Below are 26462 nucleotides of genomic sequence, written 5' to 3' on the forward strand. Positions count from 1 at the left end.
TCCGCGACGCCGAGTGCGCTTCGGCCTCCCCCTCATCCGGCGCTACGCGCCACCTTCTCCCCGATGGGAAGAAGAAATTATCGCAGCCAACCCTGCGGGCGGGGGTGCAGTTCCATCTGGCCGCCCTTGGTTGCCTCCTCGATCGCCGCAATCTCCTCGTCCGAAAGGTCGAGATTGTTGAGCACGCCCAGATTGTCTTTAAGCTGCTCCAGCGTCCGCACGCCGATCAGCGCTGAGGTCATTTCCTTGCGCCGCAGCACCCAGCTCAATGCCAGTTGCACCATCGACTGCCCGCGCGCCCGCGCAATCTCGCCCACCTTGTCGACCGCTTCGAGCACCCGCGGCTCGATATGGCTGGCGCGCAATGTGCCCTGCGGATTGCCGCCCCTCGTGCCCTCGACGCCGCCAGAATTGTACTTGCCCGACAGCACGCCCTGCGCCAGCGGCGAAAAGGCAATCATGCCGATCCCCAGCTCGCCACAGGCATCAATGGTCTTGTCGTTCTCGATCCAGCGGTTGATCATCGAATAGCTCGGCTGGTGGATAGTGGTCGCCACCCCCATCTCTTTGAGTATCCGATAGGCCTCGCGCGTCTGCGCTTCGGGATAGGAGGAAATGCCAACATAAAGCGCCTTGCCCGAGCGCACCGCATGGGCCAGTGCGCCCATGGTTTCCTCAAGCGGGGTATCGGGGTCGAAGCGGTGCGAATAGAAAATGTCGACATAGTCGAGCCCCATGCGCTTTAGGCTCTGGTCAAGGCTCGCCAGCAGGTATTTGCGGCTCCCCCATTCGCCATAGGGCCCTGGCCACATATTGTAGCCCGCCTTGGTCGATATGATCAGCTCGTCGCGATAGGGACGGAAGTCGCGGGCCATCACTTGCCCGAACAGCTCTTCCGACGAGCCGGCCGGCGGTCCGTAATTGTTCGCCAGGTCGAAATGGGTCACCCCCTGATCGAAAGCATAACCGAGGATTTCCATGGCACTGGGATAGTCGCGCGTGCCCCCGAAATTCTGCCACAGTCCCAGGCTCACCACCGGCAATTTCAGGCCCGAATTGCCCGAGCGGCGGTATTGCATGCTGTCATAGCGTGCCGGATCGGCCCGATAGGTCATGTTGTCTCTCCCAATGTCCTGGCTGCGGTCAACCCGTGACGCCGGGCCCGACCTTTGATATGAGCGGCGCCATGAACGCGCCGACAAGCAAATCCACGCCCACTTTGCCCCAGCCTCATCATCCATACAAGGTGATGGCGCTCTATAAATTCGCGTCTCTGCCGGACGTCGAAGCGCTGAAAAGCCCGCTGGCTGAATTCTGCTGCGCGCGCGGCGTCAAAGGCACCCTGATCCTGGCCCCCGAGGGGATCAATGGCACTGTGGCTGGTGCGCCCGAGGCCATCGACGCTCTTGCGGAATTCCTGTTCACCAGCGGCCCCTTCGGCAACCGGCTGGCTGGGGCCGAGGTGAAATATTCCTTTGCCGATACCGCGCCATTCCTGCGCATGAAGGTGCGCCTTAAGCCCGAAATCGTCACCCTGCGCGCCCCCCAGGTCGATCCCAATCGCCAGGTCGGCACCTATGTCGAGCCAGAGGACTGGAATGGCCTGATCGAGCGCAATGATGTGGTGCTGGTCGATACCCGCAACGACTACGAAGTGGGCCTGGGCACCTTTCAGCGGGCGCTCGATCCGCACACCTCGAGCTTTGTCGAGTTCAAGGACTATGTCGAAAAAAACCTCGACCCGGCGCGCGACAAGAAGGTCGCCATGTTCTGTACCGGCGGCATTCGCTGCGAGAAGGCCTCCAGCTATCTCCTGAGCCAGGGCTTTGAGGAGGTGTTTCATCTCAAGGGCGGCATTCTAAAATATCTCGAGGTCACGCCGCCCGAAGAGAGCCGCTTCAAGGGCGAATGCTTCGTGTTCGATGAGCGCGTCTCGGTCGGCCATGGGCTGGAGCTGGGCAGCGCCACGCTATGCCGTGCCTGCCGCCATCCCCTCACCGAAGCCGACCGCCGGCACGCCGACTATCACGAGGGCATTTCCTGTCCCCATTGCAGGGACGATGCGGCCAAGCATGAAGCTGCCGCCGAGCGCCAGCGTCAGATGGATCTGGCCAGACAGCGCGGCCTCGCCCACATGGGCGACGCTGCCGCCACCGACGCCCAACAGCGCCGCCAGCGCAAGAAACAACTCGCCGATCAGTCCCGGCAGGCGAACAAAGACTAGGCTGCGCGCGGCTCGATCCGCGCCAGCTCCTCGCCAATCTGGCGACGCTTCTCCATCAGGTCATACTCGGCCTGAAGGGACAGAAAGAAGCCCTCCGAAAGCCCGAAATAGCGGGCCAGGCGCAAGTCGGTGTCCGCCGTCACCCCCCGCAGCCCCAGGACTATTTCATTGATCCGGCGCGGGGGCACGTGAACGCCGCGCGCCAGCGCATTCTGGCTCAGGCCCATGGGCTTGAGAAAATCCTCAAGCAGGATTTCACCCGGATGTGGGTTGGGCAGCAGCGCGTCAGTGGTAGTCGACAATTTCGACATTGCGCGGTCCTCCTTCTTCCCAGACAAAGCAAATCCTCCACTGGTCGTTGATCCGGATGCTCCATTGGCCGGCGCGGTCGCCTTTTAGACTTTCCAGTCGATTGCCAGGGGGCACCCGCATATCGGACAATACGCGTGCCGCATGCAGCAGACGGAGCTTGCGCAACGCGATCGACTGGATGTCAACCGGCAGCTTGCGGCTGCGTCGGCCTTGCCAGATCAGCTTTGTTTCGTCGTCGGCAAAGCCTTGTAACATGTATAATCATAACGCGCTGCGTTACATAACGCAATTCGTTATGCGTCACTCGACGTATAGACTTTGCCAATGCTGCGGGCGATATGTCGGTCAGACCCATGTGATCGCATAAGCCAAACCAATGGACCTCGACCAGCTTCGCACGTTTGACCGTATTGTTCGTGAGCAGTCCTTCACGCGGGCCGCGGCCCATCTCAATATCACCCAGGCGACCGCTTCCATGCGCATTCGGGCGCTGGAAAATCTTCTGGGCGTGCAGCTGTTCCTGCGCGGGCGCACGGTGACCCTCACCGATCAGGGCATGACCTTCCTGCCCTTTGCCCGCCGCATCATCGGCACGGCCCAGGAAGGACGCGAGGCGCTGCGCCGGGTCGAACGTGGCCGGGTGTCCATCGGCTCGCTGCGCACGCTGGTCTCGCCGCTGATCACCGAAAGCCTTCTGCGCTTTCAGGAAAAATATCCCGCCGTCGACGTGGTGGTGCGCGAAGGGCGGCAAGCCCAAATCGCCGCCATGCTGCATGAGCGCGAGGTGGAAATGGGCATTCTGTGCTGGCCCAATATCGATCCGCTAGTGGTCGATCTCGAACCCCTCGTCATCATGCGCGAGCGGGTGCCGCTGGTGGTGTCCCCCGAAGTGGCGGCCAAGCTTTCAGGCCAGCCAACCATTGACGAGGTCCTGGCGCTGGTGCCTCGCGTCATTGCCCTCAGGTGGTGGCAGGTCGATCCCGAGCGCGCGGCGGCGCTGGTGCGTCTGGCCCAGACCAGCGTTGAATTGCCCACCGGTCCCGCCCGGCGGCTGGCCATGAAGGGTGAGGGCCTGGGCTTTTTCGTCAATTCGGCGGTCGAGGAAGACGTCAAGGCCGGCCGGCTGGTCGAAATCTCACCGGCCGAGTTCGAGCCACTGTATCGGGATACTGCCATCGTCGTGCGCAATCCGGCCGTGCTGGATCGCCCGATGCTGGCCGATTTCCTGCACGAGATCGCCCAGGAATGCGCCCGCGTCGGCGAGATCATCGACAACCGGTTGCATCTCTATCCACTGAGTGGGCAAAAACCCCGCTAGGCGTTGCCGATCAGAATGCCCGCCGCAAACACCAGCGAGCCGCCCAGCACCACCTGCATTACCGCCCGCCAGAACGGGGTTTGCATATAGCGCTGCTGGATGAAGGCAATCGCCCACAGCTCGATCAGCACCACGGCCACGGCAACCGCAGTGGCGGTGAAGAAATCGGCGATCAGATAGGGCAGGGCATGCCCCAGTCCGCCCACGGCGGTCATGATCCCGGCTGCAAAGCCGCGCTTGATGGGTGATCCGCGCCCGGTCAGCTTGCCATCGTCCGATGCGGCCTCGGTAAAGCCCATGGAAATGCCGGCGCCCACAGCGGCGGCGAGGCCAACGAGAAAGGTCTGGTGCGTGTCGCCCGTAGCAAAGGCGGCGGCAAACACCGGCGCCAGCGTCGACACCGATCCATCCATCAGTCCGGCCAGTCCCGGCTGCACATAGGTCAGCAGGAACTGCCGATGGGCCTCCTGGCCCTCGGCTTCGCGCCCCGCCTCGCCCAGCACATCCTCGTCGATCTGGTCGGCGCGCTTGGCATGACCCTTTTCGGCTGCGGCGAGATCACCCAGGAGCTTGCGGATGCTGGCGTCGGTCACCTGCTTGGCCGCTTCGAGGTAAAACCGATAGGCGCCTTCCTCCATTTCCCACACCTGCTGGCGCGCCTGATCCAGTGTCAGCGTCTTTTGCAGCCACACCGGCTTGCGGGTGAGAAAGCCGCGCACATGCTCGCGCCGGATCGGCACCAGCCTTTTGCCGAACCTGGAAATATAAAGGTCGAGCAACCGCTGGCGGTGCTCGTCCTCTTCGGCGGCCATGCCCTCGAACAGCGCCGCGCTGCCGGGATAGGTCTCGCCCAGCCGCGTCGCATATTCGGAATAGATGCGTCCGTCCTCCTCCTCTGCGGCCACCGCCAGCGACAGGATTTCGCGCTCGGACAGGGAGGAAAAATCGCGACGATTGTCAGGCCAGAGACGAAGCATTGAAGAGCACTCGGTTTGGAATTGTCCCGATTATTTTTTAGAACCGTTCTAATCTTTGTGCAATGGATTCTTGATCTGCGACAAAGTGCAGTGGCCCCCGGCGTGCCAAATTCCTTGAGGCCCGCATCACCCCGGGTTATCGAGAACCTCGTGAGCACATCCATGCGCAGATATTGGCCGATCATGGCCCGCGAAACCGGCATCGCCCTGGCGCTGCTGGCCGTCTATGTGCTCACCCTGCTGCTGCCCCTGCATCAGGCGGCCGGCCTGCAGCGCGATTTCAATGCCCTTGGTTTTTCAACCCTGGACAGCTGGTCGGTCTGTCAGTCCCTGGCCCAGGATGAGAATGGCGAGCCGCGCGAAGCGGCGGCGCTCAGTTGCCCGGCCACCGGCATTGCCAAGCATCAGCTGGCCGGGGTCCTGCCCCCGGTCCTCACCATTCCTGTTCCGACAGCCGCCGATGCCATTGGCTATGCGTCCGTTTCGCTCGGCGTCCAACCCATTCTGCCCGATCATGTCGGCCAGTCGCGCGCCCCTCCGGTCACGGTCTGACTTCATCACGACGTCCCGGCAGTGCTGCCGGCATCAGACCAATATTTTCGACTGGAGATCACAAATGATCCGCACCCTTATTGCCGCCTTGACGCTTCTCGCCCTGGCCGTCCCCACCCTTGCCCATGACATCACCCTTGGTACGCTTGAGCTCAAGGGCCCCTTCGCGCGCGCCACCCTGCCCAATGCCCCTGTGGCCGGTGGTTTTGTGACCATCGTCAATACCGGCACCGAAGATGACCGGCTGGTTTCCGTCACCGCCGATATTGCCCGCGAAACCCAGATCCATGAAATGGCCATGGAGGGTGAGGTCATGAAGATGCGCCAGCTCGCCGATGGCGTTGTCATCCCGGCTGGCGAGACCGTGGCGCTGGCGCCCGGCGGCTATCACATCATGTTCATGGGTCTCACCCAGGCCCTGGTGGAAGGCGAGAAGGTCCCGGTCACGCTGACCTTTGAAAAAGCCGGCACGGTCACAATCGACCTCGACATCGGCGCCACCGCCGCCGATGCGCCGGCGCCTTGCTCGGAGCATTGAGGCCATGACGCTCGCGCGCTTGCGGCTGGTCCTTTGGGTGCTGGTGGCCTGTGCCGCCATCGCCGCCACCGGGCTTTATGTCTATACCACCATGACCCGCCCCGCCCAGGCGGTGGCGCTGGGGCAGGGCGACTACCAATTGGTCACCGCCCAGGGCGACGCCTTCACCCGCGACAGCCTCAAGGGCAGCCCCGCCATGCTGTTCTTCGGCTTCACCCATTGCCCGGAAGTTTGCCCCACCTCGCTGGCCGAAATGGCCAGCTGGTATGAGGCGCTGGGCGATGAAGCGGGGGACCTGAAAGCCTTTTTCGTCACCGTTGATCCCGAGCGTGATACCGCGGCCGTCATCGAAGACTATGTGAGCTGGACCGGTCACGTCACCGGCGTTACCGGCACTCTGGACGAGGTCGCCAAGGCGGCCCGCTCGTGGGGCGTTTTCTATGAGAAGGTGCCGCTCGAGGACGGCGACTACACCATGGACCACACCGCCTCCGTGTTTCTGGTCAATGCCCAGGGTGAGTTCGAGGGCACCATCGCCTACCGCGAAAATAGCGATACGGCGCTCGCCAAGCTTCGTCGGCTGATCAACGGATAACGCCAGCCAAGCGCGGGTCGGCCGCAAATCCGACCCGCGAAAATTCCAGCCGCCGGGCCGGAAAATCGCGCAGCGCCGTGACACTGTCGCGGCCGATATAGAGCTTCCAGCTTTCAAAGCGTGACGGCTTGCTCTCGGCAAAGCTTGCGCAGGTCAACACCGCCAGATTGGCCTTGCCATCCGGGTCGCGCACCGAGCGATAGCGGATGATCCCGGCACCCTCCGCTCGTGCCCTGTCGGCCAATGCCTGGCAGGCGGCATAGTCCACAGGATCGGTCCATAACGCGACATCCTTCGACAGCGGCGCCGAGGTCAGGTCAACCAGGTGCCTGGTCGCCACCATCACCCCAAATCCGGTCAGGTCTGCGGCATTGGCGGGCAGGGGTGTCGCTGGAGATTCGGCGAAAAACAGCAGCCGGTAAAAGGCGATCTCCGACAGTGCCGTCTCGATCCCCTCGGCGGCATAGAACACGCCCTCGGTCAGGCCTGCACGGCGAAACCGCGACCCATGCGGATAGGGCCGGTAGCGAAATGGCGTGGCGAGCAGATAATGCAGCCCCGCGCAATCTTGTGGCAGCGGGGGCTTGCTGTCTTCCAGAATGTCTTCAAGCAGCGCCTGTTCGCGGCCGTTGTCGACAAGCTTGAGCGTCGAGACCTTGTGCTGGGCCTCGACCACGCGCCAGGCGCGGCCGCGATAGTCCCGGTCAGACAAGGGCACGGCGTGCGTCGAGATAGGCCAGAACATCCACCAGCCCTGCAATACTGGCCAGCCTGTCCATGGGCTTGCCGCCCAGCGCGCTGTTCTCGTTCCCCATCCATTGCCGCACCACCTCGGCATCGCCGCCCGCTATGGCATCGAGCGCGCGAAACACCCGGATCAGCAAGACCGATAATTCATAGGCCTTGCTCTCGGGATCGAGCCGATAGCCGCCCGCCTTCATCCGGGACACTGTGGGTTCGCTCGCCCCGATCACCTGCGCCAGCCGCCGGGCAGTCAGCCCCAGGGCGTCCGCCGCGCGCACCACCGCCTTGGTCATGACCGCAGCACGATCCGCATCGTCAGCAGGTGCCAGCACAGACATGTGATTTCTCCTGAAATATATCGTGAAAATATTTCAGGAGAAATATAGGGCCGGGTGCGTGAAATCGCAAGTCCCGGGCCCGGGCCCAGCCCCGGCCGCAAAGGCCCTAGCCACCCATGAACCGCTCCATGCGGAACGGCTTGATGTCGATGGCCGTGGGTTCGCCGGTCATGGCCTGCGCCAAAAGTTCGCCGGTTGCCGGCCCCAGGGTAAAGCCGTGATGGGCATGACCGATCCCCACAAAAAGCCCCTCATGTCTGGGCGCCTTGGAAATGATCGGCATCATGTCCGGGGTGCAGGGTCGGGCGCCCTTCCAGGGTTGGGGGTCGAGCCGGCGCCCCAGCGGGAACAGTTCCCGCGCCGCCTGCTCGGCCTTGCCCAGTTGAATTGGCGTCGGGGCTGCGTCGCGCGCGGCAAATTCGGCGCCGGTGGTGATGCGAATGCCCCGCGCCATTGGCGCCATGGCATAGCCCACCTCGGGGTCGAGCAGCAGGTGGTTGAGAGGCGCGCCGCCCTCTGTATCATAATGCATGTGATAGCCGCGCTTGACGAATAGCGGCAGCCGATAGCCCAGCTTTTCCAGCACATCCGGTGCCCAGGGCCCCAGGGCAATCACCGCCTGCCGCGCCGCAATTGACTTGCCGCCGATTTCTGCGCTCCAGCCGTTGGCGGTCTGGGTAAGCCCGGTCGCCGCGCCGCGAATGAAGCTGCCGCCCAGTGTCTCGAACAGCCTGAAATAGGCTTCCACCAGCGCTCCGGGGTCCTTCACCGTCCATGGGTCGGTCCAGTGAATGGCGCCGGTCAGCCCGCCGAGCAGGGCCGGCTCCACCGCCTTCAGCGCTGCCCAGTCCAGCACCTCATAGCCAATGCCGAACTGGTCATGGTCGCCCTGTGCCTTGCCGGCTTCCTTTTCCAGCTTTTCCGGGCTGCGGAACGCCAGGTGCCAGCCATAGCGCGATATCAGCTTTTCCGCTGCTGGCCCGGCCGCCTCGATAAAGTCTGAATGGGTGATGATCGAGCGGCCGATCAGCGGCGCATAGCTCTCCACCACCTTGCGGTAATGCTCGGGCGAGCTCTCCCACCAATAGCGCAGCAGTGGCGGCGCCAGTTTGGGCAGGGCCAGGGGTTCGTAGCGGGCCGCAGTGCTCAGGTGCAGGCCCACCTGCAGCAGCGTTTGCAGGTCGCGCGGAAACGGATGCGGCCGCACCCCTTCGCGCTGGATGATCCCGGCATTGCCGAAGCTGGTTTCATGGCCGGGCTCGCTCTTGTCCACCAGCGTCACGCTGCGGCCCCGGCGGAGCAGGTGGATGCCTGTGGCAATGCCGACGATGCCGGCCCCAAGAATGATGACGTCGTCCATGTCGGCCCCTGCGTGAATATTCCGGTCTATCTGGCCTTCCACACTATCAAATCATCGATGCAAGAAAGCGTCCATCTCGGGCTTGTGCAGGATCGGTTTGCGACATTTGTTCGATTAAATGACTAAGAATCACAATATTATTGCGAATATCGGCAAAATCACCGGACACCTGCGGCATTGCCCATGTTCTGGTGCACATAGCCCTGCACGCTGGCCGGCACCTCCTCGGCCAGCCAGTCCCGAAACAGTCTTAGTTTCTTGGGTTCCCGCCTTCCCTTGGCTGTGGCCAGGAAATAGCCCCGCTTGCCGGTAATCGGCAGCGCGAAGGGGCGGATCAGCCGGCCGTCGCTCACCGCGTCTGCGGTCATCATGTCCGCCGCCAGCAGCACGCCCTGTCCTGAAATGGCGGCATCAAAGGCCAGCGATGCGTCCGAATAGACCGGTCCGCTCAATTTCAGGGCCGGGTCGAGCCCCGCTCTTGTCAGCCATGCCGGCCAGTCGAGCATGCTGGTCTCGTCGGCAATCACCGGCACCTGTGTCAGGTCTGTTGCCTGCCGCACGCGGTCCCGCAATTGCGGCGAGCACACCGGCTGGAAGTCCTGTCCGCCGATCAGGCTGGTCTCGACGCCCGGCCAGGTCCCATTGCCATAGCGAATGCCGCAGTCGATATCGGGGCGGGCCAGGTCGAGCATGGCGCCGGTCACCGTCAGCCGCACCTCCAGCCCAGGATGGAGGGCCGAGAACTTATGCACCCGCCAGATCAGCCAGCGCGACGCAAAAACGCTCCCCACAGTCACATTGAGCACGCCTTCATGCGCGCCGGTCAGGCTCGCCAGCCCGTCTTGCAATTGGGTGAATCCGGCCGAGAGCTGCGGCAGGATTTGCGCCAATGCCGGCAGTGGTTTCAGCCCCTGGGGCGTGCGCGCAAAAAGCTCCATGCCCAGCCGGTCCTCGGCCCGCCGCAAATGCTGGCTGACCGCGCCCACCGTCACGCCCAGCTCTTCAGCCGCCGGGGCCAGGGCGCCGCGTCGGGCCACGATTTCAATGGCGCGCAGCGCATTGAGGGGAATGGGGAAGGCATTACTCATATAGATTTTCTATAGCGGACGCGAGGCCTTGTCCATTGCGCGGCCCCGCTCGTCGGGCCCATTATGGGGGCATATCAATTCAAACCATCCAAATGGAGACAAGAAATGTCCATCCTGGCCCGCCTCTTGGCGCGGCTCGGGCGCGCTCTGCCGTCCGCTCGCCGTCCCATCAATCCCGATTGCATGACCCTGAACGACTGGGCCGATCTGCCCGCCCATCACCCGCGCTGCAACCAGGGCTGATCACTCGCAGATCTGCGCCGTGCAGGTTTGGCCGTGGCAGCCGAGGTCCAGATGAAAATGATCCTGGTGATCGGCATCGGCCTCCGGCCCCAGTACGGTGGTAAACCGCCCGCACGCCGCCCCATGCGCCTGCCGCAACAGCCGCCCCTCGGGCGCACTCATCGGCAACCAGTCGCTCTCGACATTGATCACCCTGCCGTTCGCCAATGTGAACCCGACAATATCGAGCGCATTGGCAAAGCCGTGTTCGGACACAAATCCATCGGCGGCGCTAAGGCGATTGCGGCACATGAACGAGGTGCCGGTCGTGACCGACACCACCGCGCTGTTCATCGCCGCCCGCGCATAAAGATCCACCGCGCCCACCCAATCGGCCAGGGCCCCCGCCATTTGACAATTGGTGATCACCGGGCTGGTCAGCGCAATCTCGCTGCCATTGACCCATAGGCCCGTGACCGAGAGCGGCGAACGCTCTGCGCACACGCTCTGGGCAATCGGCTCCAGCATCTCCCCCGCAACGCGTCCACCCAGCAGCGCCGGACACGCCGTCTGATAGACCCGTTCCGGCTCGCGCTCTTCCGGCGCGGACGGCGTCTTCTCAGGCTCGGGCAAGACGTCCGGCTCCGGTTCGCGCACCACGGGCGCCGGCCGCGGTCGTGGCAAGGGCGGTTCCGCTTCGGCCTCGTCCGTCCCCACCACCGGCCGCTGCTCCACCGGCGTCGGCTGGTCCGGTGCCGCTCGTGGCGCCGCGCGCGGCGCTTGCCGCTCGGGCAGCATCTCTTCGACGAAGTCCTCGAAAGACTGCAAAAAATCCTGCGCCACCACCGGTCCGGTGGCAAGAAGCAGGGCGAAAACGGCGGCGGGGAGGATACGCATGCTCCCCCAACGCGCCAAATGCCGTCGGCGTTGCCCAAAACACCCGGTTAACCTGCGCTAAACCATCTTTCTCGGCCCCGCCGCTTCTGCTATCAGCGCGCCTATGACCACGCCGCTCAAGAACATTCGCAATTTTTCCATCGTCGCCCATATCGACCATGGCAAATCCACCCTGGCTGATCGCCTGATCCAGATGACGGGCGGGTTGGACCTGCGCGAGATGAAGGAACAGGTGCTCGACTCGATGGATATCGAGCGTGAGCGCGGCATCACCATCAAGGCGCAGACCGTGCGCCTCAAATACACCGCCAAGGATGGCGAGGATTATATCCTCAACCTCATCGACACCCCCGGCCATGTCGACTTCGCCTATGAAGTCAGCCGCTCCATGTCTGCGGTCGAAGGCTCGCTTCTGGTCGTTGACGCCTCCCAGGGCGTCGAGGCGCAGACCCTGGCCAATGTCTATCACGCGCTCGACGCCAATCACGAGATCGTGCCGGTCCTCAACAAGGTCGATCTGCCCGCCGCCGACGTTGCGCGGGTGAAAACCCAGATCGAGGATGTCATCGGCATCGACGCCAGCGAGGCGCTCGAAATCTCGGCGAAAACCGGCCTCGGCATCGACACCGTGCTCGAAGCCATCGTCACCCGCCTGCCCGCCCCAAAGGGCGATATCAACGCGCCGCTCAAGGCGCTGCTGGTCGATAGCTGGTACGACACCTATCTCGGCGTGGTCGTTCTGGTCCGCATCATCGATGGCGTGATGAAAAAGGGCCAGCGCATCCGCATGATGGCCTCGGGCGCCGTCTATGAGCTGGATCGGGTCGCCGTCTCGACGCCGAAACTGGTCGAGGTCAAGGAGCTGACCCCCGGCGAATTGGGTGTCTTCACCGCCTCGATCAAGGAAGTGGCCGATACCAATGTCGGCGATACCATCACCGACGATAAAAAGCCCACCGCCCAGGCGCTTCCCGATTTCCGTCCGGCCCAGCCGGTGGTGTTCTGCGGCCTCTTCCCGGTCGATGCCTCGGATTTTGACGAGCTGCGCGCCGCCATGGGCAAGCTTCGCCTCAACGACGCCAGCTTCTCCTATGAAATGGAAACCAGCGCGGCTCTCGGCTTCGGCTTCCGCTGCGGTTTCCTGGGGCTCCTGCACCTCGAAATCATTCAGGAGCGCCTCTCCCGCGAGTTCGATCTCGATCTGATCGCCACCGCCCCCTCGGTGGTCTATGAAATCCTGCTCACCGATGGCACCACCATCCATCTGCACAATCCGGCCGACCTGCCCGATGTGATGAAGATCGATGAAATCCGCGAGCCCTGGATCAAGGCCACCATCCTGACGCCCGACGAATATCTCGGCTCGATCCTGAAACTCTGCCAGGATCGCCGCGGCATCCAGCGCAATCTGAGTTATGTCGGCAGCCGCGCCATGGTCGAATACGATCTGCCACTCAACGAAGTGGTGTTCGATTTCTATGATCGGCTGAAGTCGATTTCCAAGGGCTATGCCAGCTTTGACTACCAGCTGGCCGACCATCGCCTGGGCGACCTGGTCAAGCTCTCGATCCTTGTGAATGCCGAGCCGGTCGATGCGCTCTCCATGCTGGTCCACCGTTCGGTGGCCGAAACGCGCGGGCGCCTCATGTGCGAAAAGCTCAAGGAGCTGATCCCCCCGCACCTCTTCGTCATCCCCATCCAGGCGGCCATCGGCGGCAAGATCATCGCCCGCGAAACCGTCCGCGCCATGCGCAAGGACGTGACTGCCAAGTGCTACGGCGGCGACGCCACGCGTAAGCGCAAGCTGCTCGAAAAGCAGAAAAAGGGTAAGGCCCGCATGCGCCAATACGGCAACGTCGAAATCCCCCAGGAGGCCTTCATCAAGGCCCTCAAGATGGGCGACGAATAGGCCGCCGACTGTGTAGGATACGCGATGTCACCCCGGCGCAGGCCGGGATGACACCGAGAGTGCTGTGGCCTTGCGTGCGGTTACGCCAGGGTAGCGTCCAGCGAAATGGCAATCGCGCCCAGCGCATTGGAAACTGGGCAGGCGGTCTTGGCCTTTTCGGCGATTTCGGCAAACTTGGCCGCATCGATGCCGGGCACCTTGCCCTCCAGCGTCAGTGCGCTGCCGGTTATGCCGGTCCCCGGGATCAACTCGACCGCCGCTGTCACCTTGAGATTGTCCGCCGGCGTGCCGTTTTCCCAAAGGAAATGCGCCAGCTGCATGGCAAAGCACCCCGCATGCGCCGCCGCGATCAGCTCCTCGGGATTGGTGCCCGATTGGCCGGTTTCATCCACGAACCGCCCCTTGTACGTATAGGGTAATTTCGCCAGCGCCCCACTCTGGCTATCCAATGTCCCCGTGCCCTCGGTCAAAGACCCCTGCCAATTCGCCGTCGCTGTCCGCTTCATCGTGCAATTCCTTGGTTTGGCTCAAAGATAAGAAGGCGCAATGTCGCCAGGCAGGCCCGGCGCGCCACGCCCAGCCTAACACACCCTCCCGCCAATGCAGCCGAACCCGAAATCACTTTCCGGCGGGGTGCAAGACAGCGCCGCCCACCCGCCCTTCAATGTCGCCGCGCGGCACCTGAGAGTGAGGTCTCCCCAAGCCTCCAGTCATCCGCTGACGCATTTCTCCTGCAAGCCTCATGGTGAAGTGCGCAGCCTCAGTGCTGCCTCGAACCACAAGGCGAAAGCCCCCACTCCGCCGCACCTCTCCTCCCCCTTGATGGGGGAGGTAGCGTCGCTCGCCCGCAGGGCCATAGCGAAGCTAGGTGGGGGTGCTTCTCCGGGGACACGCAAAGCTGCCTCCCACCCCCGATGTCGCCCCGGCCTCGCGCCGGGGTACATCCGGCCAGTCAATCACTGCTTGAAGCAGTTCTCCCGATGCCATGCCAGAAACGCCGGATGCGGCCGGTTCCGCTCCACTAATGGCCCGATCAGCCGCCCCGTCCGATTGATCAGGCTTTCAACCCCATCCCGGTCATTCACTTGCCGCGAAATGACAATGTCCAGATCATCGCTGAAGGTGATCAGCCCCCGGTCAAACATCCAATGCGCGGTCCCTGAAAGCGCCACGCCATTGTTGATGATATCGGGCCCATTATGCTCCACCGGCCGGATATGGGCGGCAGCAACCTCCGCGCGTCCGCCGCCATTGATCAATTTCAGCCCCGTCACCGCGCAGCGCTCGCCATAGGCGCGCAGCACGACCCGCCGAAACACCCGGTCCCGCACAACCCGCGTCGTCATCGCCTCGACCCGCTCGCGCTCCTGCTCGAAGGCAAACGGCGCCTGACCCTCATCAAGCTCAAATCGCTGTTCGGCAGCCAAATCGGGCATGCCCAATCGAGGCAGCAGCGGATGTTCCTCCGCCAGCCCGCGCGTCAGGATGCGGTCAAAGTCCCGCGCCGAAATCGGCCGCACCGCCGCCTGCGCCCGGCCCGAAATCCGCCCCTGCTCGTTGAGCAGCCCGCGTTCCACAGGACCGGTGCCATCATCAAACGGCACAGCATTGGGAAATTCCAGATAACTGCCCGGCTCGATCAGCGCCAGATGCATATTCGCCGCCGTTGGGTCCGGCACGATCCGCTCGACCTTGGCGATGGCATAATAGCCCTTCGACCCACGTACCTTCACCGGCTCGTAATAGACGATCCAATCACCCACCGAGGCCGTGGCGCGCTCCAGATAGGGTTTGGGGAACTGATAGCGCTCCGCCGGACTGTCGTCATAGATCGAATCCGCGCGATGAATGAACACCCCAAAGGTCATTAAACAGGCCTCGCTCGTCGCACCGCCGCAGGGGCGTGTGCAGCGAGGCTAGCGTCGAATTATTGTTTTGGCCACAGTGCTCTTGCCCCTGTCTGGGATGCCGCCCACCCGCCGCCCGTCACCCTCGGCCTTGAGCCGAGGGCGCTGCACTTAGCGAGATTGCGGTGGGAAACGCTCTATGTCCCCGCAGGCGGCGAGAAACGGAACAAATGCCAACCGAGCCTGAAAAGGCCATGGGCGCTTCGCGCGCGTGGCCGGGCCCCGCCATCGGCATTGTCTGTCGTTGGCCGCTTCCGAACGCCCATTGCCCTGGGCATCCAATCACCCGGCGCCTGCGTAGTGCTCCACGACACCGAGGAGACACCCATGATACGCAACGGCGAAACCATCTGGATCATTGGCGGCTCGAGCGGCATTGGCGCGGCGCTGGCCGAGGCCTTTGCCCGGGCCGGGGCCGGGGTCGTCATCTCCGGGCGCGATCCCAAGGCGCTGGCGAAGACGGTCGACAAATATGGTCCGGCGCTGATCGCGGCCCAGGCCGATGCCACCGACGTCGCCAGCCTCGAGGCGGTTGCCGATCAATATGGCCCCTTTGATCGCGTCATCACCACCGCCGCCATCTATGATCCCGGCCCCGTGCTCAAGGCCGACCAGAACAAGGCCGAGGCGATCTTTTCGGTCAATCTCACTGGCACGTTCAATGTGGCGCGTGTGGGGGCCAAGGCGCTGAAACCGGGCGGGCAATTGGTGCTGTTCGGCTCGGCGGCGGCCATATTCGGCCTGCCCAATGGCCAGGCCTATTCGGCCACCAAGGCCGCAACGGTGAACCTGGCCCAATCGCTGCGGGCCGAACTCTGGCCCCAAGTCGATGTGCGGCTGGTCACCCCCGGCTTTGTGCGCACGCCGCTGACCGACCAGAACCAATTTTCCATGCCCGGTCTGATGGAGCCCGAAGATGCCGCCAAACGCATCATGGCCGGGCTGGCGACTAAGCGCTTCGAAATCGCCTTCCCCCGGCGCCTCATCTGGCCGCTGAAAGTGCTCGGCGTGCTGCCGCACCCGCTGGCCTTCGCCATCACCGCAAGGATGCGGGGGTGAATTAAGTGGTCAGCCTGGCCGCGAAATATCCGGCCAGCGCCGCCGTGCCCGAGAGGAACCCTCCCCAGGCCAGGTCGATCAGGCTGATCTGCAAGGTCCAGCCCTTGAGCGTTGCAAGGTTGGTCATGTCATAGGTGCCATAGGCCAAAAGCCCCAGCGCCACCGCCGCGATCACGGCCCAGAGCCAGGACTGGGCATTGAGCGCTGGCAACACCGCAAAGCCGACGATCCCGGCAATATAGAAGAGGTAAAAGAGCGCCGCCGGCGCCAGATTGGGTTTGTCCAGCAGCAGCGCCCCGATCTCGCCGCGGTAAAAACCGATGCCCAGCACCGTCAGCCACAGGAAATCGAGCGCAAAGAACACCACCGCAGTGCCCGCATAGGCCACAACCAAAGTCAGCAGCGAATATCCGGCCAGCATGCTGGTCTCCTCAAATGCCCAGAAGCGGCTGCACCATCCGCAGCAGGCGGCTGGAAAATTTCAGGGGGGCGTCAGTGATGGCCAGGCAAATGCAATCCTGGTCCTCATCGGCAATTGGCTGATGCGTCAGCGATCCATCGGCATCCTCGATATCGCCGGGGCCGAAGCTGTCGACGGCGTCGTGAAAGCTGCCGGTCAGCACCACGGTCAACTCCCGCCCGCCATGGCTGTGCTCGGGCACCGGCTTGCCGGCGGCAATGCGCAGGAGCCGCGCCTGGGTGGTGTCGTCGCCCGTCTTGATCAGGATCTGCTTGGCATTGCCCAGGTTGCGCCATTTGAGGCTCTCGATATCGCCACCCAGATAGCTGCGCAGTGGTTCGGGCAGCGTCGCCCTGGCCGGACGCAGCACCGGTTTTGCCGGCTCCTCACTGGCATTGGCGAGGCGCGTCTTGAGCGTCTCCCAGCTGTCGTCAGGCCCGGCAACAGGCGCCAGGTCTTCAAGCAGTGCGCCGCCCATGGCCTCTGCCAGGGCAAGTTGGTCCCGGCATTGCGGGCACATGGCAAGATGGCACGCAACAGCCAGCGACCAGCCTTCCGAAAGGGTACCGGCGGCGTAGTCGATGAGCAGGTCGTCGTTAAGATGGTGTCGAATGGTCATTTCTTTTCCTCCAGCGCTGCCCGAAGGCGCCCGAAGGCCAGTCTGATGCGGGATTTCACAGTGCCGATGGGCAGGCCCAGCCGGGCGGCTATGGTGCTGTGCGAGGCTTCGTCGAAGAACGACAGGCGGATCAACTCGACCTGCTCCTCGGGCAGAGCCTTGAGCGCCTCGTGGAGCGCGGCGCCACGTTGCTTGAGCTCCAGCAGCGTTGGCGCATCGGCCTCGGCGGCCGGCACCAGCGCCGGATCATCGGGGTCAAGCGCCGGTCGCTTCTGCTTGCGCCAGGCATCGATCCAGGTGTTGCGGGCAATGGTGAATATCCAGGCCGAGGCCTGGCCGCGGGTCGGGTCGAACTGGCCGGCCTTGCGCCAGACCGCCAGCATGGTCTCCTGCATCAGGTCTTCTGCGGCCTGCCCGTCGCGGGTCAGCTTGAGCAGATAGGCCCGGATGCGCGGCCCGAATTCGCGGAACAGCGCCTCGAACGATGCCATGTCGCGCGTGGCGGCAATGGCAACGATTTGGGCGCTGATGGTGTCATTGGGTATTCCGGCAGGCACGTTGCGGTCCGTCATGCGATGCGGGCCCCTGGCTGGCGCGGGCTCGGCAAGGCGGCGGCGCGTTGATAGCGCGTCATCCTTACACGGCTCGGCGAGTGGGTAAATCGCAAGGTTCATGTCTCGACTACGCGGCCCCCTCGCAACTGGATCAGTGCCCGGGGCAAATTCGCGTCCTTTGTGGCCGGGCGCAAAAATAAGTCGGCAAAATGGATCCAAAAGCGCGCCGCGTCCGTAGCTTCTCCAAACAGGAACGGGACCACTGACAATGTTTCATGCCGCTTCAGGCTTTTCCGGCTCGCATCCCGCGCGGCAACGCGTGGCTGTTGTGGGCAGCGGCGTTTCCGGGCTTTCTGCCGCCTGGCTCCTGTCAAAATCCCACGACGTGGTGCTCTACGAGGCCGATGGCCGGCCCGGCGGCCACGCCAACACCATCGATGTGCCCGGCACGGGACCGGTCGATACCGGCTTCATCGTCTATAACGAGAGCAACTATCCCAATTTCACCGCCATGATGGCGCATCTGGGTGTCGAGAGTATTCGCTCGCAGATGTCGTTCTCGGCCTCGCTCGACCAGGGGCGTTTTGAATATTGCGGCGAAGGCTTGGGCGGCCTGCTGGCGCAGAAGCGCAATGCCTTCCGCCCCCGCTTCTGGAACCTGTTCCGCGATCTGCTGCGCTTTTATCGCGAGGCGCCCGAGGTGCTCGATCGACCCGACCTGCAGAAGCTGACGCTGGATGAATATCTCCAGGCCCAGCGCTATTCGCAGTCCTTCGTTGATGACCATCTCCTGCCCCTGGCTGCGGCGATCTGGTCATCGTCGGCCACCGACATCCGGTCCTATCCGCTGCTGGCTTTTGTCCGCTTCTTCCAGAGCCACAATCTTTTGCAGATTTGGGAGCGCCCCAACTGGCGGACGGTCAAGGGGGGCAGTCGCGCCTATGTCACGGCGCTGCTGGCCCAGTTCAGCGGCCAATTGCGGCTGTCGACGCCCGTCGCCTCTATTGAGCGCGATGCCAGTGGTGTCACGGTGATCGACATGCAAGGGCACAAAGACCGCTTCGACCAGGTGCTGATTGCCAGCCACGCCGATCAGGCCCTGGGCATGCTGGCGGCGCCCAGCGTCGCCGAACGCAACCTGCTCGGGGCCTTCAACTATACGCTCAACACCGCTGTCCTGCATGCCGATGCCAGCTTCATGCCGCGCCTGCGGCGGGTCTGGAGCTGCTGGAACTACATTGCAGTCGAACAGGAAAAAAGCGCTCATCCGCTGTGCGTCAGCTATTGGATGAACCGGCTGCAGAGCCTTCCGGGCCGCGATCTCTTCGTCACCCTCAATCCGCCGCACAACCCGCAGAACGAGATTGCGCGGTTCGAATACACCCATCCCCTGTTCGACAGCAAAGCCATCCATGCCCAGGAAAATCTCTGGCAGATCCAGGGCGAGAACCGCACCTGGTATGCTGGCGCCCATTTCGGTCGCGGTTTCCATGAAGATGGCTTGCAGGCAGGCCTTGCAGCCGCCGAAGCCATGGGCGCGTTGCCCCGGCCCTGGAGCGTCGCCAATCCCTCAGGCCGCATTACCCTCGCGCCTCCGGCGGCGGCGCTGGTGGCATGAGTTTCAACTCAGCCATCTATGTGGGGCAGGTGGTGCATCAGCGGCACCGGCCCAAGAAGCACGCGCTGCGCTACCGGGTGTTTTCGCTTCTGCTCGATCTCGACGAATTGCCGCGCCTCGATCAGCTCAAGTGGTTTGGCCACAACCGCCAGGCGCTGTTCTCCTTCCGCGACAGCGACCATGGCGATGGCCTGCCCCTGCGCTATTGGGTGGCCCGGCAGCTTGCCGCCGAGGGATTGCCGGCGCCAGGCCGCATCCGCCTTCTCTGTTACCCCCGCATCCTGGGTTATGTGTTCAACCCGCTGACGGTCTGGTTCTGCGACGACGTCGAGGGCGTCCCCCTCGCCACCATCTACGAAGTCCACAACACTTTTGGCGAACGCCACACCTATGTCTTGCCGGCGGCGGCCCCCGAGCAGGCCGCCGATAAGGCCTTCCATGTCTCGCCCTTCATCGACATGGATTGCCGCTATGAGTTTCGCCTGACCCAGCCCGACGACCGGGTTCGCATTGCCATCAACGAGACCGAGAATGGCGAACCGCTGCTTTATGCCGCCTTCACCGGTCAGCGGCGGCCGTTCACCGATGCGGCGCTGTTCCGGCTGTTCCTCACCCATCCGCTAATGACCGTAAAGGTCACTGGCGCCATTCACTGGGAGGCGCTCAAGCTCTGGCTCAAGGGCGTCAGATACGTCCCTCACCCTGGCCACGTCAAAGCGAAGGCCAAGGCGCTGGAGCGGCAGGACTAAGCGGTTACCACTCGAAGTCCGGCCCGTTCTCGCGGGCGCCCATCAGGAACACATCGCTCATCAGCCGCAGCGGCGCCGCATCGACATCGGATTGATGCGCGTCGAGCAGGTCGGCAAAGCGGTCATAGATGCCGGCATATTCGGAATCGCCATGCTCCAGCACGACATCGCCATTGATCCGCAGCGTCCGTCCGCCGCGTTCGAGCTTCAGATCGTCGCCAGTGCCCGTGACCACATGAATGGTCCAGATTTCTCCGCTCTCTTCGAGCCAGTTGAATCCCGAGGACATCTCCGGGCGATGCGGCTGGCCGGACTTGAACTTGACCTCGACATCCACCGGCGTCTGCCGATTGGCCGGAAAGGTCAGGTTGGCGCTTTCCACAAACACGGGAAAGGGCATGATCTTGGTGAAGATCGAATAGGCGTTGATCCCGGGATCGCACACGCCAAACCCGCCCGGCTCCCATACCCAATCCTGCCCCGGATGCCACTTGCGCACACTCTCGCGCCAGTCGATACGAACCGATTTGACGCCCTGCTGGGCCAGGATCGCCTTGGCCCGGTCGACCGCGGCATTGTACTGGCTGTGCCAGGTCTGGAACAGCACCCGGTCGAGCCGCGCCGCATGGGCAATAATGTCATCAAGCTCGGAGATCGTGGTGGTGGGTGGCTTTTCCATCATCACGTCCTTGCCCGCGTCCAGCGCCTCGCGCACCAGGCTATGGCGTACGCCCGGCGGCGTGCAGATGGACACAAGCCCGACATCTGGCATGGCGGCATAAAGCTCGGCGGCGGTGCGAAACACCGGCTTGTCGCCATGGCCGACGCCGCGCGTCGACACGGTCGCCGCCAGCTCGAAATCCTCCGAAGCGTCGATCACCGGCAGATGCTGGTCCTGGGCGATCTTGCCCACGCCAATAACGGCGATCTTGCGCTTGGCCATGCCGAAAACTCCGTGTCTGTGTTGGTTGTGCATCGAAATCGACCGAGAGCCGCATCGCACATTTCGGTTCGATGCCTCAAAGGCGCGGCTATAGAGCAGACCTTACCCGGCTCTGCCAAGACCTCAAGCGGATAAAAGTATGATTTTTATGCCGTGGGTGCTGGAGGCGGTGGTTCCCACAATTCGATCTGGTTGCCTTCGGGGTCCTGGATGCGCGCGAAGCGCCCGGTTTCGAGACTGTCCCACTCGTCGGGACGCGTCTCGATGGCAATGCCGGCACTCTTGAGCTGGTCCATCAGCGCGTCGAGGTCATCGACCCTGAAATTGATCATCCACTGTTTGTCGGCGGGGAAGTAGTCGGTCTCCTGCTTGAAAGGAGCAAAGACCGTAAAGCCCGCCTGCTGGGACCAGAATTCCACAACGCCCAGGTGCGTCTCGTACCATTGCGCCAGTGCCTTGGTGTCGCGGGATCGAAAGAACACCCCGCCAATGCCAACCGCCTTTGCCATCATCGCCTCCCGCGTCCGGGCTGACAGGATGGCACAGCGACCAGCGCGGCCAAAGTCAATTCAGCGGATGAGGATGGCCCTGAAGTCGTTGACATTGGTGCCCGTCGGGCCGGTCATGAACAGGTCGCCAATCGCTGCAAAGGCGGTGTAGGCGTCATTGTTGGCCAGCGCCGCCTGCGGGTCGATCCCCGCTTCGCGCATCCGCCGGGCCGAGGTCCCATCGACAAAGCCCCCGGCATTGTCCTCCGATCCATCCACGCCATCAGTGTCCCCGGCCAGCGCCGAGACGTTCTCGACGCCATCAAGGGCAATGGCGAGCGCGAGGAGAAATTCGCCGTTCCGCCCGCCGCGCCCCTTGCCGCGCAGCGTTACCGTGGTTTCCCCACCCGACAGCAGCACCACGGGCTTGCTGAACGGTCGGTTGCGCGTGGCAATCTCGCGGGCCAGGGCGGCATGCACCTGCGCCACGTCGCGCGCCTCGCCCTCAATAGAATCCGAGAGGATCGCGGCGTCCACGCCCTCTTCCCGCGCCAGATCGGCCGCCGCTTCCAGCGACAGGGCCGCCGAAGCAATGGTGACGACACTATTGTTGGCAAACACCGGATCGGTCGTGTCGGGCGGTAAATTGGCGTCGCTTGCCAGCAGTCGCGTGGCCGCCTCGGGCAGATCCAGCCGATAGAGTGCCGCTAGCCGCCGGGCCGCTTCACGACCGCCACTGAGGGGCAGGGTGGGGCCTGAGGCCACCAGCGCCGGGTCGTCGCCCGGCACGTCCGACACCACCAGTGTCGCCACCCGCGCTGGCGCCGCGGCCGCCGCCAGTCGCCCGCCCTTGATGGTCGAGAACTGATTTCGGATGAGGTTCATCACCCCGATGGGCGCGCCGGAGGCCAGCAGCGCCCGATTGATCTCTTGCTCGTCCTCAAAGCTCAGCCCTTCGGCCGGGGCCGGTAGTAGCGATGAGCCGCCACCCGAAATCAGCGCAACGACCAGATCGTCCACGCTCAACCCGCTGACCAGGTCCATCAGCCGCGCTGCGGCTTTGAGGCCCGCTGCGTCAGGCACTGGATGCGCCGCTTCGACGATTTCGATGCGTTCGCAGGCCTCCGCATAGCCGTATCGAGTGACCACGAGTCCCGAAATCTCGCCCGGCCAGGCTTTTTCAAAGGCCCGCGCCATCTGGGCCGAAGCCTTGCCCGCGCCAATGACAACGGTGCGCCCCTTGGCAGGCGCCGGCAGATGCCGCTCCACCGCCAGTGCCGGTTGCGCCTGGGCAACGGCCCGATGGAAAAGGCTTTCGAGCAGGGGGCGGTCCATTGGCTGGTATCTTTGTGCGTAACCGAGGTGACGCTTTGTCGCCACCGCTCCTGCTTTTGTCCAGCCCCTGGCTTGTCAAACCACTGCCATATAGGTCCACTAGCTCCCCGGTCAGGAGGCCCCATGCCGCAAAGATTCGCTGTTTATTACGCTCCCGCCGTCACCGACCTCCTTTGGGACCGCGCGGCCATCTGGCTGGGTCGCGACCCGGCCACCGGGCAATCCCATGATGGCGCCGTCGCCGGCATCGAGCGCACGCGCCTGCTCAATCTGACCCAATCAGCCGGGCGCTATGGGTTTCATGCCACCCTCAAAGCCCCCATGGCCCTGGCAGAGGGCCAGACCGAGGCGGCGCTGCGTGCCGCCATGCAGCGTGTCGCCGCCGAACTGCCGCCCGTGCCGCTGGGCAAGCTGACCATCGCCAATCTCGATGGCTTTCTGGCTCTGGTGCCCGAAGAGGCCGACAATCCGCAGATCCTTGATTTTGCAGCCAGTGTCGTCGAGGCCTTCGAGCCGTTTCGGGCGCCCTTGAACCCGCGTGACCGCGCCGCCCGGGCGACGGCCAATCTGACGCCGCGCCAGGAAGAACTGCTCGATGCCTACGGCTATCCCTATGTGTTCGATCAGTTCCTCTTCCATATGACGCTCACCGACCGGCTGGCGGGCGCTGACCACGCGGACCTCTTGCGCGCGGCCCAGACCTGGTTCGGGCCGGTGCTGGACGAACCCGTCACCATCGACCGGCTGTCACTCTATCACGAGCAGGAAAATCAACTGCCTTTCCGCCGCATTGCCGATTTTGGACTGGAGGGCTGATCGTGCCTGAAACCGTCTTTCGCAATGCGCGCATCGTTCTTGCCGATGACATTGTCACCGGCAGTCTTCTGGTCCGTGATGGGGTGATTGCCGCAATCGACCCGGGGACAGGCCGGGAGGGCGAGGACATGTCCGGGGACTATCTGATCCCCGGCCTGGTCGAGTTGCACACCGACCATCTCGAAAATCATTATCGTCCGCGTCCCGGCGTTTTCTGGGATCCGCTGGCGGCGCTTCATGCCCATGATGCGCAAATCGCCGGCTCCGGCATTACCACGGTGTTCGACGCCGTGCGGATCGGCTCCGATGTCGACCTGCCCGACATGCTGGCGCATGCGCAAAAGCTGGTCGACGCGGTGCGGGCCGGACAGCAGGCACACTGGCTGCGCGCCGAACACTTCATCCACCTGCGCTGCGAATTGCCCAGCCACGACGTTGTCGATCATTTCGACGCCCTGGCCGATCACCCCTCGACCCGCCTGGCCTCGGTCATGGATCACACCCCCGGTCAGCGCCAGTTTCGCTCGCTCGAGGCTTACAAGAATTTTTATGCCTCGCAGATGGGTAGCAATGCCGCCGAGGCCCAGGCCTATCTCGATGCGCGGCTTGCCGAGCACGAGCGCTATTCCGGCCCCAATCGGCAGGCCATTGTCTCGAGGGCGCGCACAATGGGCATCGCCTTGGCCAGCCATGACGACGCCACCCTCGCCCATGTCGAACAGGCTGAGGCCGATGGCGTCGCCATTGCCGAATTCCCGACGACTTTGGAAGCCGCTGCCGCGGCCCATGAAGCCGGCCTTTCCATTCTCATGGGCGCGCCCAATGTGGTGAGGGGCAAATCCCATTCGGGCAATATCTCGGCCACCGATCTCGTGGCGGCGGGTCTGCTCGATATTCTCAGTTCCGACTACGTGCCCTTTGCTCTTTTGCAAGCCGCCTTCGTGCTTCCCAGCCGCGTCGCGGGCCTTGACCTGCCTCGGGCGCTTGCTACCGTGACCCGCAATCCGGCCCGTGCCGCAGGGTTCGATGACCGGGGCGAGATTGCGCCGGGCAAGCGGGCTGATCTCGTGCGTGTCGCGGCGGATGGTCCGTTGCGGGCGGTGCGGGGTGTCTGGCGTGAAGGGCAGCGTGTGAGTTGAACGATCGGCCACCTGGAGTTCTGGTTCTCGTCATCGGCCCCTCGGGAGTCGGCAAGGACACGCTGATCGGCGGTGCCCGTCAGGCGCTCGACAACGACAAGCGCTTCAGCTTCGTGCGGCGGCTGGTGACCCGCCCCGCCGATATCGACCTTGAAGATCATGTCAGCCTCGATAGCGATGAGTTTGCCCGCGCGGCCAAGGCGGGCCGCTTTGCCCTCACTTGGCAGGCCCATGGTCTCGACTATGCCTTGCCCATTGGCGTTGATACCGACCTGGCGCTTGGGCGTGTGGTCATAGCCAATATATCGCGCCATGTGGTGCCGCAGGCCATCGTCAAATACCCCCATTGCCAGGTGATCCAGATTTCGGCCGAAATCTCGCTGCGGGCCGAGCGCCTGGCCCGGCGCGGGCGGGAAAGCCGCGATCAGATCGTGGCGCGGTTGGCCCGCGAAGGCGCTGCGCTGCCGGCCGATATCGAACCCATGGTCATCGACAATTCCAGTTCGGTGGGCATCGGGGTCACGGCCTTCGTCATGGCGCTGCGCCGCATCGCTGCGGATTGAACCCTTGGCGGCCCTGGCGCGTTGGTCCGATATCGATAGAAGCGTCAGGAGTTATCCCCGTGTCCCGTAACAGCCTTTACGGCGTGATCGCCATTCTGGTCATCGCGCTGGTTGCCTTTGGCATCTACACTGTCCAGCAGCAGCAATCCCGCCCGGGGATCGAGGTGCGCGTGGACGAAGGGGGGATTTCGATCGATGGAAACAGCTAAGGACCAGAACGAGCACCGGCATCAGGCCATCGCCACGGCGCTGGCTGCCGAGCTGGAACGCCAGGCTCAGGCCGGCGCGTCGCGCATCGATATCGAAGCCTTGGCGCAGGCCGTCGAACTGGCGCTTGACCCGGCTTTGCCGTCCTCGGAAGGCAAGCGGCCCTCCGAGCTCAATGCGACCAATGACGACTGATCGTTGATCGCGGCAGGCAAAGCAAAGCCGGTGGCGTGACCACCGGCTTTTTCATGCGGGTTCGCCGCCTTCCACCGCCCGGCTGACCGCCAGATGTGCGGTCTCGATGGTCGGGAAATGTTGCCCGTCCATGGCAAAGGCGGGCAGCTTGACGGCCACGAACTTGTAGCCGCCCGCAGCCGGCACAACGACGCCCTGAGGCTCGCCGCCAACTTCGATAACGATGGGTCTGAGCCTTTCGGCCCGATTCAGATTGTTTTCCTGCATGGGTGGAAGCTCCACTTGCGCGTCGGTCCATCACGGTCTCCTTCCTCGTGGAAGGGGATCGGGGGCTGGCAACGCGGGGTCTATCGGCTTAGTGAGACGGGGATGTGACGAAAATGATCACATTCGTTTTGAGCGACAGGACCCTTGCCAGCGTTTGGCGACGTTCATGCGGGTTACTACGGTCGAACACATGGCATGGATTGTGAAGGTCGTCGATGTCGGCATCGTCATTCCTCTCCTTGCGGGTGTTGGACGTCGTGGTGACACGCCATTGCGGCGCGGCAATGGCAAGATAGGGACAGCGATCTGGTTTTTCCAGTCCACCTTTATGCGTATTGGCCGCTTTTCTCGAAAAACTCTATTCCGATTCTGCCAGCCGACAAAATTATGATACATGGCGTCATGTTTAAGAGCAAGCGCGTGCGACTTGCGCCATGCGGCGCAATCTGGTGTTGTCCAGCCAGGTAGC

34 protein-coding genes are annotated in these 26462 nt (G+C 63.5%); 16 read left to right on the forward strand and 18 right to left on the reverse strand.

Translation table 11 applies throughout. The annotated features are described in order from the left end of the window. Positions 1–77: 77 nt before the first annotated feature. The gene (locus NIM87_RS07175) at positions 78–1115 is read right to left on the reverse strand and encodes an aldo/keto reductase (protein WP_254673945.1); all 1038 of its coding nucleotides are present in this window, start codon (positions 1113–1115) and stop codon (positions 78–80) included. 71 nt (positions 1116–1186) lie between these two features. On the opposite strand from NIM87_RS07175, the gene trhO reads away from it, so the two are divergent. Then, entirely contained in the window at positions 1187–2224 is a 1038-nt protein-coding gene (gene trhO / locus NIM87_RS07180; protein WP_254673946.1) for an oxygen-dependent tRNA uridine(34) hydroxylase TrhO, read from the forward strand. Here trhO and NIM87_RS07185 read toward each other — a convergent pair. Both NIM87_RS07185 and NIM87_RS07190 read right to left on the reverse strand, forming a co-directional pair. Continuing rightward, positions 2221–2535: a HigA family addiction module antitoxin gene (locus tag NIM87_RS07185; RefSeq protein ID WP_254673947.1), complete on the reverse strand. Its 315-nt coding sequence runs from the start codon at positions 2533–2535 to the stop codon at positions 2221–2223. The genes trhO and NIM87_RS07185 overlap by 4 nt on opposite strands. Beyond that, positions 2510–2791, reverse strand: a complete 282-nt coding sequence (locus NIM87_RS07190) for a type II toxin-antitoxin system RelE/ParE family toxin (protein WP_254673948.1) — start codon at positions 2789–2791, stop codon at positions 2510–2512. Before NIM87_RS07190 ends, NIM87_RS07185 begins: the two co-directional genes overlap by 26 nt. Before the next feature lie 121 nt (positions 2792–2912). Between NIM87_RS07190 and NIM87_RS07195 the strand changes: the two genes are divergently transcribed. Then, entirely contained in the window at positions 2913–3854 is a 942-nt protein-coding gene (locus NIM87_RS07195; protein WP_254673949.1) for a LysR family transcriptional regulator, read from the forward strand. Here NIM87_RS07195 and mbfA read toward each other — a convergent pair. Next, positions 3851–4831 carry an iron exporter MbfA gene (mbfA, locus tag NIM87_RS07200; RefSeq protein WP_254673950.1) on the reverse strand — a complete coding sequence of 327 codons (981 nt, stop codon included), beginning with the start codon at positions 4829–4831 and terminating at the stop codon, positions 3851–3853. The two genes, NIM87_RS07195 and mbfA, sit on opposite strands and share 4 nt — an antisense overlap. Positions 4832–4993: 162 nt before the next feature. Between mbfA and NIM87_RS07205 the strand changes: the two genes are divergently transcribed. The 3 genes from NIM87_RS07205 to NIM87_RS07215 all read left to right on the forward strand — a co-directional run bounded on the left by NIM87_RS07205 (position 4994) and on the right by NIM87_RS07215 (position 6516). After that, the gene (locus NIM87_RS07205; protein WP_254673951.1) at positions 4994–5383 is read left to right on the forward strand and encodes a hypothetical protein; all 390 of its coding nucleotides are present in this window, start codon (positions 4994–4996) and stop codon (positions 5381–5383) included. A gap of 64 nt (positions 5384–5447) precedes the next feature. After that, a complete protein-coding gene (locus NIM87_RS07210; protein ID WP_254673952.1) occupies positions 5448–5921 on the forward strand; it encodes a copper chaperone PCu(A)C in 474 nt (157 codons plus the stop codon). Between the two features lie 4 nt (positions 5922–5925). Beyond that, a complete protein-coding gene (locus NIM87_RS07215; RefSeq protein ID WP_254673953.1) occupies positions 5926–6516 on the forward strand; it encodes an SCO family protein in 591 nt (196 codons plus the stop codon). Here NIM87_RS07215 and NIM87_RS07220 read toward each other — a convergent pair. The 4 genes from NIM87_RS07220 to NIM87_RS07235 all read right to left on the reverse strand — a co-directional run bounded on the left by NIM87_RS07220 (position 6506) and on the right by NIM87_RS07235 (position 10046). Beyond that, complete coding sequence (locus tag NIM87_RS07220) at positions 6506–7261, reverse strand: RES family NAD+ phosphorylase (RefSeq protein WP_254673954.1); 756 nt, start codon at positions 7259–7261, stop codon at positions 6506–6508. The genes NIM87_RS07215 and NIM87_RS07220 overlap by 11 nt on opposite strands. Then, positions 7221–7598 carry an MbcA/ParS/Xre antitoxin family protein gene (locus tag NIM87_RS07225; protein WP_254673955.1) on the reverse strand — a complete coding sequence of 126 codons (378 nt, stop codon included), beginning with the start codon at positions 7596–7598 and terminating at the stop codon, positions 7221–7223. The genes NIM87_RS07220 and NIM87_RS07225 overlap by 41 nt, the downstream gene beginning before the upstream one ends. 106 nt (positions 7599–7704) lie before the next feature. Further along, positions 7705–8958 carry an NAD(P)/FAD-dependent oxidoreductase gene (locus tag NIM87_RS07230; protein ID WP_254673956.1) on the reverse strand — a complete coding sequence of 418 codons (1254 nt, stop codon included), beginning with the start codon at positions 8956–8958 and terminating at the stop codon, positions 7705–7707. 158 nt (positions 8959–9116) lie between these two features. Next, positions 9117–10046 (reverse strand): LysR substrate-binding domain-containing protein, encoded by a 930-nt coding sequence (locus NIM87_RS07235; protein WP_254673957.1) that lies wholly within the window; start codon positions 10044–10046, stop codon positions 9117–9119. 105 nt (positions 10047–10151) lie between these two features. Between NIM87_RS07235 and NIM87_RS07240 the strand changes: the two genes are divergently transcribed. Then, a complete protein-coding gene (locus tag NIM87_RS07240) occupies positions 10152–10289 on the forward strand; it encodes a hypothetical protein (RefSeq protein ID WP_254673958.1) in 138 nt (45 codons plus the stop codon). Here NIM87_RS07240 and NIM87_RS07245 read toward each other — a convergent pair whose 3' ends face one another. Next, positions 10290–11165: an extensin-like domain-containing protein gene (locus tag NIM87_RS07245; RefSeq protein WP_254673959.1), complete on the reverse strand. Its 876-nt coding sequence runs from the start codon at positions 11163–11165 to the stop codon at positions 10290–10292. Positions 11166–11268: 103 nt separating this feature from the next. Here NIM87_RS07245 and lepA point away from each other — a divergent pair, with 103 nt between their 5' ends. Next, positions 11269–13074 (forward strand): translation elongation factor 4, encoded by a 1806-nt coding sequence (gene lepA, locus NIM87_RS07250; protein WP_254673960.1) that lies wholly within the window; start codon positions 11269–11271, stop codon positions 13072–13074. An 80-nt stretch (positions 13075–13154) separates the two neighbouring features. Here lepA and NIM87_RS07255 read toward each other — a convergent pair whose 3' ends face one another. Together NIM87_RS07255 and NIM87_RS07260 are read right to left on the reverse strand one after the other, a co-directional pair. Further along, positions 13155–13580, reverse strand: coding sequence for an OsmC family peroxiredoxin (locus tag NIM87_RS07255; RefSeq protein WP_254673961.1), 426 nt, complete (start codon positions 13578–13580; stop codon positions 13155–13157). A 450-nt stretch (positions 13581–14030) separates the two neighbouring features. Continuing rightward, on the reverse strand, positions 14031–14942 hold the full coding sequence (locus NIM87_RS07260) for an HNH endonuclease (protein ID WP_254673962.1): 912 nt from the start codon (positions 14940–14942) through the stop codon (positions 14031–14033). Positions 14943–15308: 366 nt separating this feature from the next. Here NIM87_RS07260 and NIM87_RS07265 point away from each other — a divergent pair, with 366 nt between their 5' ends. Then, positions 15309–16040: an SDR family NAD(P)-dependent oxidoreductase gene (locus tag NIM87_RS07265; protein ID WP_254673963.1), complete on the forward strand. Its 732-nt coding sequence runs from the start codon at positions 15309–15311 to the stop codon at positions 16038–16040. Between the two features lies 1 nt (position 16041). Here the strand turns inward: NIM87_RS07265 and NIM87_RS07270 are convergent, their stop codons facing one another. Genes NIM87_RS07270 through NIM87_RS07280 form a run of 3 tightly spaced genes read right to left on the reverse strand, consistent with a single transcriptional unit; the run spans position 16042 to position 17691 of the window. Further along, positions 16042–16461 carry a DUF2177 family protein gene (locus NIM87_RS07270; protein ID WP_254673964.1) on the reverse strand — a complete coding sequence of 140 codons (420 nt, stop codon included), beginning with the start codon at positions 16459–16461 and terminating at the stop codon, positions 16042–16044. A 10-nt stretch (positions 16462–16471) separates the two neighbouring features. Further along, positions 16472–17119 (reverse strand): ChrR family anti-sigma-E factor, encoded by a 648-nt coding sequence (locus NIM87_RS07275; RefSeq protein WP_254673965.1) that lies wholly within the window; start codon positions 17117–17119, stop codon positions 16472–16474. Further along, a complete protein-coding gene (locus NIM87_RS07280; protein WP_254673966.1) occupies positions 17116–17691 on the reverse strand; it encodes a sigma-70 family RNA polymerase sigma factor in 576 nt (191 codons plus the stop codon). Before NIM87_RS07280 ends, NIM87_RS07275 begins: the two co-directional genes overlap by 4 nt. Positions 17692–17941: 250 nt before the next feature. Between NIM87_RS07280 and NIM87_RS07285 the strand changes: the two genes are divergently transcribed. Both NIM87_RS07285 and NIM87_RS07290 read left to right on the forward strand, forming a co-directional pair. After that, positions 17942–19291: an NAD(P)/FAD-dependent oxidoreductase gene (locus NIM87_RS07285; RefSeq protein ID WP_254673967.1), complete on the forward strand. Its 1350-nt coding sequence runs from the start codon at positions 17942–17944 to the stop codon at positions 19289–19291. After that, positions 19288–20040 (forward strand): DUF1365 domain-containing protein, encoded by a 753-nt coding sequence (locus NIM87_RS07290; protein WP_254673968.1) that lies wholly within the window; start codon positions 19288–19290, stop codon positions 20038–20040. Before NIM87_RS07285 ends, NIM87_RS07290 begins: the two co-directional genes overlap by 4 nt. A gap of 4 nt (positions 20041–20044) precedes the next feature. Here NIM87_RS07290 and NIM87_RS07295 read toward each other — a convergent pair whose 3' ends face one another. The 3 genes from NIM87_RS07295 to NIM87_RS07305 form a co-directional block, all read right to left on the reverse strand. Next, a complete protein-coding gene (locus tag NIM87_RS07295; RefSeq protein WP_254673969.1) occupies positions 20045–20983 on the reverse strand; it encodes a Gfo/Idh/MocA family protein in 939 nt (312 codons plus the stop codon). Positions 20984–21129: 146 nt separating this feature from the next. Beyond that, positions 21130–21492, reverse strand: coding sequence for a VOC family protein (locus NIM87_RS07300; RefSeq protein ID WP_254673970.1), 363 nt, complete (start codon positions 21490–21492; stop codon positions 21130–21132). 60 nt (positions 21493–21552) lie between these two features. Continuing rightward, complete coding sequence (locus tag NIM87_RS07305; protein WP_254673971.1) at positions 21553–22806, reverse strand: glycerate kinase type-2 family protein; 1254 nt, start codon at positions 22804–22806, stop codon at positions 21553–21555. 123 nt (positions 22807–22929) lie between these two features. On the opposite strand from NIM87_RS07305, the gene NIM87_RS07310 reads away from it, so the two are divergent. The 5 genes from NIM87_RS07310 to NIM87_RS07330 are packed head-to-tail and all read left to right on the forward strand — an operon-like array spanning position 22930 to position 25726. After that, positions 22930–23622 carry a DUF1045 domain-containing protein gene (locus NIM87_RS07310; protein WP_254673972.1) on the forward strand — a complete coding sequence of 231 codons (693 nt, stop codon included), beginning with the start codon at positions 22930–22932 and terminating at the stop codon, positions 23620–23622. Beyond that, entirely contained in the window at positions 23622–24761 is a 1140-nt protein-coding gene (locus NIM87_RS07315) for an alpha-D-ribose 1-methylphosphonate 5-triphosphate diphosphatase (protein WP_254674091.1), read from the forward strand. Before NIM87_RS07310 ends, NIM87_RS07315 begins: the two co-directional genes overlap by 1 nt. Beyond that, the gene (phnN, locus tag NIM87_RS07320) at positions 24758–25324 is read left to right on the forward strand and encodes a phosphonate metabolism protein/1,5-bisphosphokinase (PRPP-forming) PhnN (RefSeq protein ID WP_254673973.1); all 567 of its coding nucleotides are present in this window, start codon (positions 24758–24760) and stop codon (positions 25322–25324) included. The genes NIM87_RS07315 and phnN overlap by 4 nt, the downstream gene beginning before the upstream one ends. A 59-nt stretch (positions 25325–25383) precedes the next feature. After that, on the forward strand, positions 25384–25533 hold the full coding sequence (locus NIM87_RS07325; RefSeq protein WP_254673974.1) for a hypothetical protein: 150 nt from the start codon (positions 25384–25386) through the stop codon (positions 25531–25533). Continuing rightward, a complete protein-coding gene (locus tag NIM87_RS07330; RefSeq protein ID WP_254673975.1) occupies positions 25520–25726 on the forward strand; it encodes a hypothetical protein in 207 nt (68 codons plus the stop codon). Before NIM87_RS07325 ends, NIM87_RS07330 begins: the two co-directional genes overlap by 14 nt. A 51-nt stretch (positions 25727–25777) precedes the next feature. Here the strand turns inward: NIM87_RS07330 and NIM87_RS07335 are convergent, their stop codons facing one another. After that, on the reverse strand, positions 25778–25993 hold the full coding sequence (locus NIM87_RS07335) for a hypothetical protein (RefSeq protein WP_254673976.1): 216 nt from the start codon (positions 25991–25993) through the stop codon (positions 25778–25780). Between the two features lie 166 nt (positions 25994–26159). Here NIM87_RS07335 and NIM87_RS07340 point away from each other — a divergent pair, with 166 nt between their 5' ends. After that, a complete protein-coding gene (locus NIM87_RS07340) occupies positions 26160–26384 on the forward strand; it encodes a hypothetical protein (RefSeq protein ID WP_254673977.1) in 225 nt (74 codons plus the stop codon). Positions 26385–26462 lie beyond the last annotated feature (78 nt).

This window comes from Devosia ureilytica, assembly GCF_024273195.1.
Classification (GTDB): Bacteria; Pseudomonadota; Alphaproteobacteria; order Rhizobiales; family Devosiaceae; genus Devosia; species Devosia ureilytica.